Origin of the sequence: Paenibacillus sp. CF095, from assembly GCF_900101225.1 — a bacterium.
In the GTDB taxonomy this organism is placed as follows: Bacteria; Bacillota; Bacilli; order Paenibacillales; family Paenibacillaceae; genus Paenibacillus.
The window spans coordinates 125,904-139,927 of sequence record NZ_FMZN01000003.1; the positions used below are offsets into that span (position 1 = coordinate 125,904).

Here is a 14,024-nt window from a genome sequence, read left to right on the forward strand (position 1 = left end):
TATCATCATCATATAGTTTTCATATAAATACAGAGTCACTTAGTAGATTAAATTCTGTATTGTGGACAATTGCCAAGTGTCATAAGTCAGTTATATTCAAAAGTATTTTCCTCTCCAATATTTTCTGTAATCATATGACTGATTTTTAGTTATTCCTGTATTTATCAGATTCGTATTACCATAGTTCTGTATTTATCTGTTGATAAGTCTTTACACGTATATGGGACGAGTATGTACCCGGTTCTATATCGATCTTTTATTAAGTAGATCATTTAGAAATAGTTTCTCCTACAGTCTTCACATCATTTTATTTGCTTTCTCAAAAGGATTAGCTATGGTAAAATACAGATATACCAACAGCTGTTAATGCCTATAAGTCCTAGCTTGCGCAAAAGGACAATTCTATTTCAATGCACTTCTCTTTCGAGTGACCAACTATCTCATGCTGAGATACCTATTCCTTTTTAGGATGTATTGGTCATTGGAAAGAGTTAGTGTATTTTTTTGTCGTTTTAAGAATTTAGGAAAGAGGAGAAACTGTGATGGCTAAATTTATAAGTGAAGAAACGATTGATGAAGTCAAAAATGTTACAGCGTATGAATTGGCTGTACAAATGGGTTACAGCGTAAAAAGTTCAGGCACTTCTTGGGTCACGTATTGTCCCAACCCGAATCACTGCTCAGAAAAAAGACCTAAAACATATATCTCCAAATATAAAGGTATTTTTAAGTGCTTTGATGGAGGAGGTTGTGGTTGTAAAGGTGCAGATGCGATAACCTTTTATTGTTGGAGTCAATTCGGAGAATGGGACAGAAAACACTTTTTTAATTGTATCTTAGGAATCGCAGAGATCATGGGAATAAATGTTGTGTATGAAGATGGTCAATCTAAGCGTTCTGATGAAGATAAAACTCCCAAATATCAGGTGCGACCTTTCATTGAAGAGGTTAAACCGCAATCGGATGAAATATGTGATCGAGTGTACCGCAGATTCCTTTCCTTGTGCCCGATATATGAAGAACATGTCCATGAATGGAGATCTAAAAGAAAATACTCTGATCAAGAAATTGTAGCGATAGGGCTCCGGTCAGTGCCTAAGAGTTACAAAGAATTGAACATAATTATTCGTACATTATTAAGTGAAGGCTTCTCTTTAGAGCGCGTTCCAGGATTTACAAAGAGGCTTCGGAAAGGCGGAAATCCCATTCATGAGGGAGATTGGTTCTGGACTATCTCTGCATCGGGGAAATACTTTATTCCTTTGCGAAATGCAAGAGGGCAAATGATCAGATTGCGTGTATCAACCGGAAGAGAAAATAAAAAGTATATGTGGTTTTCTTCTGCTCCTAACATTGAGTATGTTGATGATGTAAATGAAATGAGAAAAGCAGGTGCATCCTCTGGAGCACCATTAAACATCATTGCGCCTTCTTCAATACTTCAAGCTTGGGAGATAGGAGTAGAAGTCACTAAATATCTTGCGTCAGATGTTGTTGTTTGTAGCGAAGGCGAACATAAATCCTATATATCTAGCAACATACTTCAAAAACTATTAATTGGTGTACCTGGCGCAGGTATTTACAAGGATGTGATCCCCCTCCTTCGTCAGTGGAGAACCCAAAAGCTAGTAATTGCTATGGATATGGATGCTCTCCTAGACGAAACGAAAGAAGCAGGAAAGAATAAGTACGTATTTGAACATCTGACAGAGTTTGCAAAGCAAGCCTTAGATGAGGAGGGCATTGAGATTGTCATTTGGTGCTGGGATCCACAATTGGGGAAGGGACTCGATGATATCTTATTGCAGTCTATTTTACCCATTGAAATAGACTTACGTACCAAAGCAAGACGTCTAGTTACTTTATGAGTGAGCGTTGTTAAACCTATTCTTTAGTATATGAGAAGGTAAACGCTCGTTGCGACGTTTAAAGTTATTAGACGCAACCGACGATTGGTGTTATTCCCCAAAGTGTAGATGCGCCTCATATGGCTGATGATAAGAGATATTACAAACGATACAACTTTAGATCGGCTCCTATGGAAGATTATGAAGTACGTGATGTAAGAAGAAGACATAACCATCCTAATTTGAAGTTGAACTTTTCTATACACTCCGATGAAATGAATATAGAGAAAGAATTAGAGGTGCAAGTATATAATACTTCTCCCGTGATAGCAGAATACTATGGAGTAACATTGTATATTGAAAAAAAATTCAATTAGTAAACAATGGTGGCTTTGTGTTTCATAAAGAAACTGTGCTGTTACATGATAATGATTAACTTACACCTGTCTTCCAGTTAATTCGAAATTTCACCTTACCCAATGCTATGCCAATTTGGGAAGGAGAGTCCTTTCTTCTGGGTACAATAAAATTGATACTGTAAGTGAAAAAGATTTGTATCATATAGGATGGAGGATTACCGGCCCTGGATTTAAAAACACTAATTTTAGTATAGTAAATCTGTAGCATCCTTCGGGGTGCTTTTTAAATTATTGACTGACTAGTAGTTATATTGGTCACTATAGCTGCATTTGTTTCATAAAACATAGGTAGTCTGACACTCGTTGTTATATAATTGTAGTAGAAAAGTAAGTGTAAAGTGAGAGCCAAGTGTAGTATGTACAAATACGTCATTATTATAATTCGCAAAGTTATGTGAGTGAAATAATACTTTCATTAACAGGATGAATAATCATGCTATATGACATTAAATTTTCTTCTGAGGTTGCAGGTAAGCCATTTAAATGTACTGTTAAGGCACTAGATAAGGGTGAACTAGTCCGCAAGGTCACACTCGAGTATAGAGGAATCTACAAAGTCATTCCTGATAATCCAAACAAACTCAAGCATCGTGACAAAGTGGGTACATTAGTAGGCTTCAAAGTAGATAAGTTAAATAACCCATTGAAAGCTAGAATAAAGTTTGATGAAACTGGAAGCATAGGCTATGTGAAACTTGAAAATTTACATCATTTTAAAAATGAATAGATAAAACATTCTTTCATTCGGATGTGATGGCATGGTTAAAATTAATTTTCAAATCAACTGTAGCGACACAGGTGAAACCTTTACCTCATATCCCGATTACCTAAATAGCAACCACTGGAAAGGGATCAAGGATTGATTTGGTGCATCAGTCTACGTTTTTCACATACTATAGTTTTAGTATTGAAAGAGTACATCGGGTAGACTTATCTTTTATTTAAAATGGAGATGCTTATGCATCCCCAACTTGTACTTAATCAATTAAACTTTTTTGGGTTCTTTATCTACTATTGTACCTGAGTTAATTGTATAACCGTAAATCACCTTGTATCTTACTTACGCCGCCGTAATTAATCACTTGTATTCTATAAGTTCCCGCGGGAATATTGTTGAAGCTTCGTATAGTGTTTTGATCTGTAAAAGTCCCACTTACATAAATACTTTGTTCAAAACCATTAGCTCCAGAGCCTATTAATTTATATTGCACTAATGGATTATACTTAGGATCAACTGTTTTTTGATGTATCCAAATACTAACTTCTCCCGTATTGGACACTTGGAACCATGATGATTCATAAACAGAAGTAAGACTAAATGAAGTTGAATAGACCATGCTTTGAGCTAGTGAGACGGTAGAATTTGAAGAGGTTCGGTTATTGACTTTTGTGTCAACTTGAATGTTAGAAATATTTTCGTTCTCGTTTTTATGTTGCTTGTTTACATCGATTTCTGCCGATGCTGCTGAAGATATACTGCTCACCAGAAATCCAATTGATAAAAATGTAGTTATAATTTTTCTCATGAATATTGGGCCTCCATTATATAAAATATATTACATACAAAAGATAGTTCGACATCTATTTCAATTCACCTTCCATATTGTGATATTTAATTACAATATATTTATTTAATGTTAATTGTTACAAATGTCACTAAAGCATTCTCTTTATTGTTGTACTATATATATGTAATATATTTCTTTTATAAGGAGAGATTTGTATGAGAAAGAAAATGTTATTGCTTGGGTTAGTTTTCATTCTAAGTTTGCTCGGCGCCTCATCTGTTTTTGCAGAAACCAACAATGCAATTGTACACCCTAGTAAGTTGGTTGATACTGCGATTCCCGTAGTAGGTCAAGGTCAATACGGAAGATACGGTCTCGAAGTAACAAAAGGTCAAGTTCACATTATTTTGGATGAGCAGCAGGCAGACTATAGCTGGAAAAAAGTGCATGAATTCACATTGTATACTCCTTCTGGACCATTGGCTCACTATTATGATTACTGGATGAAAAATGGAACCAGATATACTATTACTTTAATTGCTGTAAGAGACACCGAACTTGGTGTTGGATATGTTAGAAACTAAGTGAATAAAAAGAGGACTGTCTTTCGGTCCTCTTTCTTTATATATAATTAATCTTTCTTAGAAAAAAGAAAAAGCAGCCCGAAGGCTACTTAAAATGTAGTAATGTATTGGAAAGATTATTCTGATACAATCAACCCACCCTTAATGATAACCTCTTCAGTTCCGAATCGCTCTCCGAAAAGGCTTCCTTTGAGAACTACACTTCCATAGTTGTTGATACTACCTGCTATTTGACCTCCGCTCTCTACGGTTGCTTGGCCTCCAGAATCAACGCTCAGAGTTCCATTGAGAGTGCCCTGAATTACTACCTCTCCACCATCAAGAACACCAATAGCCCCATTGACACTTCCCTTAACTGTCGCAATTGCGTTATTGCCTATCTCAAGCGCGCCTTCTATTGATCCTTCAACCAGTAGCGTTCCAGATCGGACGATTATCCTTCCTATATATTCGCTTTAGACAAACTTCTGAATATAGCTACGATCTAAATTGAAAATCGGTACATCCTTATCTAGACCACATCTAGCTCCTATAGTTACCTCGTTTTCTGTTTCTAGATCGAATTGTTCTTTTGTAATGCAAACTCCTCGTTTTACCACGTAAGTTAATATTCTTCTCTTGAAACATCCCTATTTTCTAGTGAATAATGTATTTCGATTTTCATAGTGTTCTCGTCCTTTCATGTAAACTAACCCTCCTATGCATCCTGTTTAAATTTTAATATGTTCAATTTATTTGGAAGTTTTAATCATAATAAATGTGAAAAAACCCTTAATAAGTAATAATTTTAAATAATCCTGTTATTCCAAATCAATTGGTTGAAGTCCTCAGAACACAACAAGAAAAGTATGATGCTTTGAAAAGAAAACTGGGCAGAGAGTTTCTTGATCTCGATTTGGTTATATTCAATTTGAAAAATGGCGGTACTGTTTTTCCAAGTAATTATGATGAAAATCTATCCCAAAGATGTTAAAAGAGCAGATCTTCCACATATAAGATTTCATGATTTGCGACATACACATGCAACCTTACTATTGTCTAAGGATATCAATGTTAAGGTGATTTCCGAACGATTAGGACACAGTAAGATTTCAGTTACGTTGGACACGTACAGTCATGTGATACCAAGCATGCAACAAGAAGTTACAAACACTTTAGAAGAAATCGTATTTCTGTGACGCATCTGTGACGACTGGCATACTGAGAGCTTAAAAACCGTTGATACACCAAGGTATTTTGAACTTTTATATCATGTGCGGTGCAACTACCGTATGCCATTTTGGAATAGAGTCGTAAAGTACTGGTACACGTCATGCACCCATATGGGACAAGCTTGATAATACTTCAGTATAAAAAGGGATTTGTTAGACGAAAATGATGCTCCTTTTAACAATATGGATATAATCACATCAAGTGGAAAAAACATACCTATTTATATTGGCGACTTAGAAGATGGTTGCAGGAAAGGTAGCATTTATAACTGAGTGGTTCATTGATAAAAAAAGAACTTCGATAGTACTTCTCTTAGCCGCAGAAAACAAGGTCAATTTTCTTCAAGCTACATACGAGAATAATACTTTGAAATATGATTTAGATGAGTTGATGAGGGATCAAGGTATTAAATAATTATAATATTGTAAGAGCTACCTCATTTCTGAGGTGGCTTTTACATGCCCATGAAAGCATACTTTTAACTAGCAGCGTAGGAATACAACATCGTATGTGTTTTTTAACACACAATTTGTATGAGAACTCAAACACATTATATGTGAGAGTCATCGCACATCCTGTTGCATATACATTGTATATGTTATATGAAAATGTTATATTATTCCTAGGAGACTAGTATTTTATTCAGCTTTCGTGAGTAACTAGTAGTCATATTATCAGGTGATCCAATCATAGAATGAACTGTCTAATCTAAATTAGATAGGAGATGATTGCATTGGCTGGCAAAAAAGGAGGAAAACGAATGGCTGTTAGTCTTCGTGAACGACCAACTCTTGAAGGAAAAGATGCAGAACGTTTTATTAGCAAAATGAAAAAAAATGAAGAGTTTATGAAAAAGCATGCTGCAAGAAAAATTAAGGAGTACCATGACAGACTTTCTAGAGGAGAATGAAAATTATACACTCACACAAAAAATTATATCCATAGATGACCTAGCTCATTTAAAAAAATTTAAGTGTGGTAATGGTTCTATGGATCTTTTTCTTGCCGTTGAATCCTACCCTTCTCACATAGAAAGAGAATCAAGCACCACAGTTGTCTACATTAACGATAAACTTGTTGGGTACTATACGTTGCGACACATTAAATTGTCCTCATTGTTAACAACAATCACTCCAGAAGAAGATCGCGATGTTTTAGATATTGCACGACTAGCTGTAGATATTCAACTACAGGGGAAATATATAGGCACTGCAATAATGGAAAATATATTAAAAATGGCTGTTCAACTCAATGAACGCTTTATAGTACTTGACGCTCTAAAAGAGAAATGGAGTTGGTACGCTAAAAAATTTGATTTTGAGCCACTGTTTGAGAGTGACATAGAAGGTTCTGGAGAATTAGTTACAATGCTAATAGACTTGTACGATCAAGATTTGATAGAACGATACTATGACGAATAACAAATGAAATACCAAATTTACATAGAAATTAGCTATGGAAGCCTTATAAACAGGGCTTTTTTTTATTTGTCCAAATTTTATATTGGAGGTGATTTTGCGTGACTGCCTTTAATCAATTTTTAATGTGTTTAAATAAGTCTGTAGTATATTGTGCAGATATTTTTTTGTCTGTCAGTCCAACAAACCATAACTTTCATCATATTAATTCGCAAATAAGTAAAAAAGTATCTCTGATCTCTTCTTGGGCTAGGAACTAGTTAATTTGAAGAAGATTAGAGGCTTTTGACAGAATGTCATAAGTGCAGCAGACGAGGCTTTTAAATTTAGGGTATCCGTCTGGCATCTATTAGACAAGCGAGAATACATCTTTGACTGGAGTAGACAATAGAAGCGTATAGAACAGTATCCGTGATGATCATGGAGAGATGATACTTTCGTAATACGTTTCGGTTTAGGTACAAAAAGGAGCCTTATTTAGTGGCTCCGTTGTTTATATGTATACATATTATTTAAATCTAAATGTTTCAAATGTCTCAAGAAATTCTGACAAGGCATAAAATCCAATTCCAATACAGACTAAACCAAGGATAAAACAACCGATGATTGAATTAGAAAATCCACTTCCTTGTCCATAATGTTCACCACAATTAGGACATATAATGGCAGATCTTGAGATTGGATGCCCACAAGATCTGCAAGGTTCTATTTTTTAGATCTCAATCCTGCAAAGAATACCATACCAAAAATCTAACTGATGTTATGAATCATTTACTAACTCCTCCAACGTTAAAGTCAATCCGGATTAGTCTACCAGACCTAGGTATATTTTTCTATCAGAGTTTATGGAAGTTACAGATCCTTATATAAATCTAACAAATAAAATAAAAGCCCAATTCCTCCAGCCAGAGCTACAACTCCGGCGAAAAAGTTGGCTAATATACTGGTAGAGAATGAATTGGCTCTTCCGAAAGTTTGGCCACAATTAGGACAAAGAATAGCTTCTTTAGATATCGTATGACCACATGAACGGCAAGGTTCTAAGCTAGAATTATTACCTTTGATTGCCGAAATTATATTTCCGAACATTCTGCCAAAGAAACGAATAGACATATAAAAGAATGTCAAAATGAAAACAGATTGTAATGTTGTTCCAACTATAATGCCTATTTTCTCTTCCATGTATTCCCTCCAAATTTTAATCAATCCAGAATAGTCTATCAGACCTATATGGTTATTTCCATCAATTTCTATTATAAAAAGCAAAAAGGAGTGACTACCGCTAGGGTGTCACTCCTTTTTGGCCTTTAATTTAATTCCTTCAATAATTCCTCATAGTTATTCCGCACATTGCCCACTTCCTTCGGCACCTCATACGCTCGCATCTCAGATGCTTGATATGGCTTAAGAAAACCGAGCAACGATTGGACATCATCATTATCTCTTCCAAGCCACTCAGCCTCATCCTCAGGGCGCAAGATGACCGGCATACGATTATGGATAACCTCCATAAGACTATTTGGTTCCGTTGTAATGATGGTGCAGGTACTCAGTCTGTTTCCATCTGGATCTGTCCACGTGTCATACAATCCTGCCAATGAAAAGATACTATCGTCTTTCATCAGAATTCGCATCGGTCGCTTTGTTGATTCTTCTTTCTTCCACTCGTAGAATCCGTTCGTGGGGATGATACAGCGTTTGGAGCTGATCAGACGTTTAAAGGACGGCTTCTCTGCTAATGTTTCTGAGCGGGCATTAATCATTTTGTTCCCGATCTTATCATCTTTTGCCCAAGTGGGCACCAGACCCCAGCGGAGAGCGCCTAATCTATTACCGTTTTTACTTCCGATAATAGTTGGGATGTACTGCATGGGTGCAGCATTATAGTTAGGCTTGTACTCAAATCCATCAGCAATAGATGCATAGTACCTGTCCAAGATAGAGTCTAAAGGGTCAGTGATTGTAAATCTACCGCACATACAAAACACCTCCTGTATTGTGCTTACAAAATATAATCATACACTGGTGTACGGGGTAATCTTGAATTATGGAGATGTACATAATAACACCTCAACCTAATTATAGCGGTTTGCTATAAAGGATTGAGGCGGTAAGTTATGGAGAATACGACATGTGTTGATCAGTTCATATAAGTTCGTTCAAACCATTCAACGGACTCTGTTAGACTCGCAATTCCTAATACGAAAAGACCTACTCCAAAAAGAAAACAGATAAATATGGAATCACCTAATCCGTTCATTTTACCGTAATGTTCACCACAGTACGGGCAAATAATAGCAGTGTTTGAAATCGAACGTCTACATGTTGTACAAGGCGTCATTCTGTCTATTTTTACACCTTTTAATCTTCTATAAATATTGATAAAGCTCTTGATAATAAACATAATTGATAATACAAAAAGTGATAATGTTAAAGCACCTAAACAAAACACACCAACGTAGTCACTAATTTCGTTAATCTTTTTACTCATAGAACAGTTAACCCCTCATTCAAGTTTAAACTCTTTTAATGGGTAGCAGCATCCGGAATTCTTCCAACTGGTTGTTTACCTAGCTACCAGCACCACGATTTTCTGATGGACTTATGTATTGGATATCTACACCTTCTCAGCCATTCAAAGCTCGACCTAAGTTTAATTATTCGGCAACTCCTTAAAATACTCCTTCAACTGACGCTCAACGTGTATTGGCGCTTGATTTACCACTCCCTTACTTTGTACGTTTCTCCAGAAGTGGTTACCGGTTTTGTACAGCGGTCTTTTGAAGAGAACTATGCGGAATGGTTAACTAAACCAATCATTATCGCTATCCAATAAGATCATTTGGTCCTCCGGGGCGCATTATCTCAGATGCGACAAATTTAAGTTTGAGATAAACTTAAAGGATAATGGTAGTGTGCAAAATGAAAGGAGCAGTTTGCCGTTCGCAGCTGCTCCACATTTCGTTGAGCTAGCAACATAAGTTACTTTAGGTGCGTCTGTGTAGCAAAAAGGAGGAGGAACATGAGGAAAAAAATATGTATTCTACTAGTGCTACTCATGGGGTTTGCGATCGTTGCTTGCAGTAAACCTCAAGCTGAGAAGCTGACCACAATGACATTGCAAGAACTCTATCCAGGGGATATTGCGAATGTGGATTCCATTGAGATTACGGATGGTAGCTCAGGCGAGCGGAAAATGTTCTTTAACCAAAAACAGATCCTAGAGTGGATTGATCAAATAAAAGACATGAAATTCGAGCCTGATTCGAACCAAGAGGAGAGAAGTGGCTTCCTGTACTCGGTATCTTTGCGGGAAGGTCACATGAGTAAGTTGGGATTCACTCCGAATTCGCAGGGCGGACATTATTACATCCACAACGAGGAATTGACATTAAAAATTCAAGAGTTGTTTGGAAACATGGATTCCCATAAATGAGGGGGTGAAGGCGTGTTACGAGTCTTAAATCGGTGCTATTTTACTATTATTCTATACATAATAAGCCAAGCACCCGATAAATAATTATAGTTACAATTAAATCCTAGAAGGATGGTACGATAATGAAAAGTATTACACGTATGACTGCTTGTTTGGTTTTAGCCGCATCACTATTGGGTTCTACAACTGCAGTAGCCGAATCCGAGATGCAGGAGCAGAATGACAAAGATATAGCCACTTTGACGTGGAGAGGAATTCCAGCAGTAGACATGAACGAGCACTGGGCCAAGCGTCTCTTTCAATGGGGTATCTCTGAAAATATAATTAATGGATATTCAAATTACAACCTTAAGCCTGATCAAGTAATAACAGAGGCTGAATTCCTCAAGATGTTATACAGAGCAATGGGTATGGCTATTCCAAATGCAAGTGCAAATAGTGCATATCTACCCAGTGAGAGTTGGACAGAAGGTCTCTACAGGGTGGCTAAACTATACAACCATCCGACAACGGGAGAAAACAACTTTGCGATGAGAATGCAGCCCATTACTAAACTACGTGCTGCAGAAATTATCAGTGCAACTCAAGGCGTTCATTATACTGGCCAATATGCTGTTGCCTATCTGATCGGACATGGATTATCCAACAGTGAAGCTAATTCTCCAGAGCAGTTTGATGAGGAAAGTACGCTTACGAGAGCAGAAGCACTTCAATGGATACGTCAGCTTGCTTTTCATGGAAAACTTAAGATCGATGTAAGACCAAAAGTTCCTACAGATCTTAGTCTTCTTCCTGATCTAATGGACATAAATTCTGAAGTGATTCCTGATTTTAGTACGGAGCCCGTTACTGATGAGGATTTTAGTTTGTACATTCTTGGCGATGTTCCAGAACTTAGATTTGGAGACTCGAAAAAATCAATTGATGAACAATTCGGAGAATCTAAAGGAAAGAATATATTTGATTCTGATACATATCCGTTATTCACCGCACACTTTAACCAGAGTGGAGAGTTAGATGGTTGGAGTATTGACTCATACATGGATGATTCCCCTTATAGAGCTTCTTCACTACTCACAAAAAAAGGGATTGTGTTGGGTGAAAGCACCTTGTCAGATATTATAGATCGATATGGGTCAGCTGGAGTGAGCGGCAAAGGGATCATAGAGTATTTTTATAAAAGGATGAGCGATGGCACCTATGAGGATATTTCAATCTATGATCCGATCCAAAATATTGAAGACGTGTATACGATCTCGTTTATTGTCGATGATGAAACCCAAGTACTCTATCATGTAATGGTGACCTCTTTTAAGGTTGCTTTCGGTTATATCTAAATCCTTGTGTTATTAAAATCACGGAAAACCAAAGAAGCAGCTGATGAATATAATCGGCTGCTTCTTTGGTTCAGCTAACAGGAAGATTAGCGTAACTCACCATTATTTGTTGGGGTTTAAGAGATGGAGCTCATAAAGAGTGAAGAGCCAGTAAGTATACGAAGTGAACACTTGTGAAGATGTATTCTAAAGGAGTCATAATAGTAATTTTGTGGTTATTATGATTAGTGTATCGGCTAAGCCTGTTCTATCCCAATTTACAAATGCTAATGATACGATGAATCAAAGCCATCGTGATATAATTAAGAAAATTCAATGCTATTAATGAGATATACATATGGAGTGCAGCCAAAGATGAATAAGAATCTAAAAGATATAATTTGCAGGTTAAAGATAAGCTTGAAAGAGGATCCAAATGGGATAATAGTTGGTGAGTTAAATGAGGGGATCTCTGGTATTCAGTTTGAGTTTAATTCTGTTCACCTCACTCAGTACATTTCATTTCTAGAAAAAACAAATGGTGCACGCTGTGGGGCGATTGATTTTTGGACCTATGAAGAATTACCTGATAATCAATTTAGGGTAAGCGAATTCCCTGAGTTTATAAATAGGTGGCTTGAGATAGGACAAGTCGTGTATAAACCGCTTTTTATAGACAAGTTTTCTGGTTCGTTGATTCTAATAGAAGAGGAGGGGAGGTTCCAAGAATTCGAAAATTTAGATACGTTTCTTTTAAGTTTTGTTTTCGGCAAGAACTATCAATTAATAGTTCCATATGTTGAAAAAGAAGAATGGATTCAGTTTCTTATAAGAAATGAGCCTATGAGTTTTCTCTAATAGCCCTATGACAAGACAGCATGCCTACATACAGGTTTAAAAGTAGACATCGTGACCAAACGTTCAATTTTTGGCGGCTAAATTACACCTCAGAGTCGAGAAAAATCAAACAAAAACAGTTACAGGCGAACTAAGCTCCGAACAATTCGGAAATCATAGCTCCCTGTAACTGTTTTTGATGTAGATTGCTTTTATTGACTTGGTCGGAGTATTTTGATGTCTGGCTCCATCAGCATTTTGTTCAACAATGGTCCGTACACATTGTAATGTGCCAATGAACGTCCTGGAAAATAAGCTTCTAGAATTTTCATCGTATCATGCTCTTTCCCTCCTGAAATGTAGAAATCTCGTTGAACGAAAGATATTAATCCATCATTTTGAGCTTCAATTAAAGTACCATCCATGCTTTTTGCAAACCAGTTCGAGGCTTCGAAACTTGCATAAGGTATCCCTGCTTCTACAAAGAGCATATGACTTCTACTTATTCCATTTGAAGGAGAAAGTACAGAATACTTTACGCCCGGAGAAGGGTTTGAGCTTGTCCATGGGTTGGTATATATCGTATTTTCAATAATTTCGGGACCTTTGCCATGTGTGTTGTAATATCCATCTAGCGCCTCTGTATCAAATACATTAATCCCCAATTCTAAGGCTTTGGAAACCGCCAATTTATATGCTTCCGTATGTAAAACGGAGTTATTATTTGGATCAGTTATGCCTCCATAAACATTGGGGTAATCACCACGTGCGATATTGTCGATATTGAGTATGAAAAGAGTATTCTTCTTATCTGCTGCAGTCATTTTCTTTGCATAGTACTCTGATCCCTTGTCGAATCGCTCAATGTCAAAAAAAACAAATTTTACGGTATACGGCAATTTAACTGCGTGAGGAGATTTCTTGTCTACTAGCTCCTTGATTTGAGCGAGCATTAATGCTACCCCCGAAGCGTTATTCGAATAGCCTGATCCGTCATAATGGGCACTAACAATGATTTGTTTGCTAGGATCTTTCCCTTTCAGTGTGACTTCAATATTCGAGCCTTTAAAAAATACATGATGTCCCCACGGCGCAGAAATAACGCCAGTAGTGTCTTTTTGTGTGTTGAAATTTTGCTCATAAATATATCGAGAGTCTACGCCAATTTCTCTTAGCGTGCTCCTAATCCATCGTTTTGTCTGTCCATGAACTTTACCATTTCCCATGGAATTATCTGTAGGAGAGGCTGAACTATCTTTAAGGTGTTCACCCATATACTCCAGATATGTTTGTGCATTTGTTGCGATGGAAGAAGAGCCTGAAGCCAATGCATTTCCAGGAACCACAATAACCAGCAGAATAGCCAATAGAATACCCTGAACCTTTAAAATATTTTTCATATTTCCTCCTCAAATCAATTCGTTCTTCAAGTTCTACAAAAGCCTTA

General features: G+C 36.8%; 14 protein-coding genes. 9 read left to right on the top strand and 5 right to left on the bottom strand.

The genetic code is table 11. From position 1 onward, the window contains the following. The first annotated feature begins 542 nt into the window (after positions 1 to 542). Together BLS69_RS23060 and BLS69_RS23065 are read left to right on the top strand one after the other, a co-directional pair. Entirely contained in the window at positions 543 to 1,868 is a 1,326-nt protein-coding gene (locus tag BLS69_RS23060) for a CHC2 zinc finger domain-containing protein (RefSeq protein ID WP_091036800.1), read from the top strand. Between the two features lie 831 nt (positions 1,869 to 2,699). Further along, positions 2,700 to 2,993: a hypothetical protein gene (locus BLS69_RS23065; RefSeq protein WP_091036803.1), complete on the top strand. Its 294-nt coding sequence runs from the start codon at positions 2,700 to 2,702 to the stop codon at positions 2,991 to 2,993. A gap of 298 nt (positions 2,994 to 3,291) precedes the next feature. Here the strand turns inward: BLS69_RS23065 and BLS69_RS23070 are convergent, their stop codons facing one another. After that, positions 3,292 to 3,792 carry a hypothetical protein gene (locus tag BLS69_RS23070; protein ID WP_091036805.1) on the bottom strand — a complete coding sequence of 167 codons (501 nt, stop codon included), beginning with the start codon at positions 3,790 to 3,792 and terminating at the stop codon, positions 3,292 to 3,294. Between the two features lie 197 nt (positions 3,793 to 3,989). Here BLS69_RS23070 and BLS69_RS23075 point away from each other — a divergent pair, with 197 nt between their 5' ends. The 4 genes from BLS69_RS23075 (at position 3,990) to BLS69_RS23085 (ending at position 6,991) form a co-directional block, all read left to right on the top strand. Continuing rightward, the gene (locus BLS69_RS23075) at positions 3,990 to 4,358 is read left to right on the top strand and encodes a hypothetical protein (RefSeq protein ID WP_091036808.1); all 369 of its coding nucleotides are present in this window, start codon (positions 3,990 to 3,992) and stop codon (positions 4,356 to 4,358) included. A 947-nt stretch (positions 4,359 to 5,305) separates the two neighbouring features. Further along, on the top strand, positions 5,306 to 5,536 hold the full coding sequence (locus BLS69_RS32710) for a tyrosine-type recombinase/integrase (RefSeq protein WP_256332416.1): 231 nt from the start codon (positions 5,306 to 5,308) through the stop codon (positions 5,534 to 5,536). A gap of 767 nt (positions 5,537 to 6,303) precedes the next feature. After that, complete coding sequence (locus tag BLS69_RS32235) at positions 6,304 to 6,480, top strand: hypothetical protein (protein WP_165789821.1); 177 nt, start codon at positions 6,304 to 6,306, stop codon at positions 6,478 to 6,480. After that, entirely contained in the window at positions 6,455 to 6,991 is a 537-nt protein-coding gene (locus BLS69_RS23085) for a GNAT family N-acetyltransferase (RefSeq protein ID WP_176872957.1), read from the top strand. Before BLS69_RS32235 ends, BLS69_RS23085 begins: the two co-directional genes overlap by 26 nt. An 849-nt stretch (positions 6,992 to 7,840) precedes the next feature. Here the strand turns inward: BLS69_RS23085 and BLS69_RS23090 are convergent. From BLS69_RS23090 to BLS69_RS23100, 3 genes are all read right to left on the bottom strand, one after another. Then, on the bottom strand, positions 7,841 to 8,170 hold the full coding sequence (locus BLS69_RS23090; RefSeq protein WP_091036814.1) for a zinc ribbon domain-containing protein: 330 nt from the start codon (positions 8,168 to 8,170) through the stop codon (positions 7,841 to 7,843). A 125-nt stretch (positions 8,171 to 8,295) separates the two neighbouring features. Next, positions 8,296 to 8,967 carry an SOS response-associated peptidase gene (locus BLS69_RS23095; RefSeq protein WP_091036817.1) on the bottom strand — a complete coding sequence of 224 codons (672 nt, stop codon included), beginning with the start codon at positions 8,965 to 8,967 and terminating at the stop codon, positions 8,296 to 8,298. Positions 8,968 to 9,128: 161 nt separating this feature from the next. Beyond that, entirely contained in the window at positions 9,129 to 9,479 is a 351-nt protein-coding gene (locus BLS69_RS23100; protein ID WP_091036819.1) for a hypothetical protein, read from the bottom strand. 531 nt (positions 9,480 to 10,010) lie between these two features. Here BLS69_RS23100 and BLS69_RS23105 point away from each other — a divergent pair. The 3 genes from BLS69_RS23105 (at position 10,011) to BLS69_RS23115 (ending at position 12,598) form a co-directional block, all read left to right on the top strand. Next, complete coding sequence (locus BLS69_RS23105) at positions 10,011 to 10,424, top strand: hypothetical protein (protein ID WP_091036821.1); 414 nt, start codon at positions 10,011 to 10,013, stop codon at positions 10,422 to 10,424. Between the two features lie 122 nt (positions 10,425 to 10,546). Further along, positions 10,547 to 11,761, top strand: a complete 1,215-nt coding sequence (locus BLS69_RS23110; RefSeq protein ID WP_091036823.1) for an S-layer homology domain-containing protein — start codon at positions 10,547 to 10,549, stop codon at positions 11,759 to 11,761. A gap of 354 nt (positions 11,762 to 12,115) precedes the next feature. Beyond that, positions 12,116 to 12,598, top strand: coding sequence for a hypothetical protein (locus tag BLS69_RS23115; protein WP_091036826.1), 483 nt, complete (start codon positions 12,116 to 12,118; stop codon positions 12,596 to 12,598). Positions 12,599 to 12,789: 191 nt separating this feature from the next. Here the strand turns inward: BLS69_RS23115 and BLS69_RS23120 are convergent, their stop codons facing one another. After that, on the bottom strand, positions 12,790 to 13,977 hold the full coding sequence (locus tag BLS69_RS23120) for a M28 family metallopeptidase (protein ID WP_091036828.1): 1,188 nt from the start codon (positions 13,975 to 13,977) through the stop codon (positions 12,790 to 12,792). Positions 13,978 to 14,024 lie beyond the last annotated feature (47 nt).

Coding starts and splice junctions, on each gene's coding strand:
- BLS69_RS23060 (WP_091036800.1), top strand. CDS start 543: ATGGCTAAATTTATAAGTGAAGAAACGATTGATGAAGTCAAAAATGTT.
- BLS69_RS23065 (WP_091036803.1), top strand. CDS start 2,700: ATGCTATATGACATTAAATTTTCTTCTGAGGTTGCAGGTAAGCCATTT.
- BLS69_RS23070 (WP_091036805.1), bottom strand. CDS start 3,792: ATGAGAAAAATTATAACTACATTTTTATCAATTGGATTTCTGGTGAGC.
- BLS69_RS23075 (WP_091036808.1), top strand. CDS start 3,990: ATGAGAAAGAAAATGTTATTGCTTGGGTTAGTTTTCATTCTAAGTTTG.
- BLS69_RS32710 (WP_256332416.1), top strand. CDS start 5,306: ATGAAAATCTATCCCAAAGATGTTAAAAGAGCAGATCTTCCACATATA.
- BLS69_RS23085 (WP_176872957.1), top strand. CDS start 6,455: ATGACAGACTTTCTAGAGGAGAATGAAAATTATACACTCACACAAAAA.
- BLS69_RS23090 (WP_091036814.1), bottom strand. CDS start 8,170: ATGGAAGAGAAAATAGGCATTATAGTTGGAACAACATTACAATCTGTT.
- BLS69_RS23095 (WP_091036817.1), bottom strand. CDS start 8,967: ATGTGCGGTAGATTTACAATCACTGACCCTTTAGACTCTATCTTGGAC.
- BLS69_RS23100 (WP_091036819.1), bottom strand. CDS start 9,479: ATGAGTAAAAAGATTAACGAAATTAGTGACTACGTTGGTGTGTTTTGT.
- BLS69_RS23105 (WP_091036821.1), top strand. CDS start 10,011: ATGAGGAAAAAAATATGTATTCTACTAGTGCTACTCATGGGGTTTGCG.
- BLS69_RS23110 (WP_091036823.1), top strand. CDS start 10,547: ATGAAAAGTATTACACGTATGACTGCTTGTTTGGTTTTAGCCGCATCA.
- BLS69_RS23115 (WP_091036826.1), top strand. CDS start 12,116: ATGAATAAGAATCTAAAAGATATAATTTGCAGGTTAAAGATAAGCTTG.
- BLS69_RS23120 (WP_091036828.1), bottom strand. CDS start 13,977: ATGAAAAATATTTTAAAGGTTCAGGGTATTCTATTGGCTATTCTGCTG.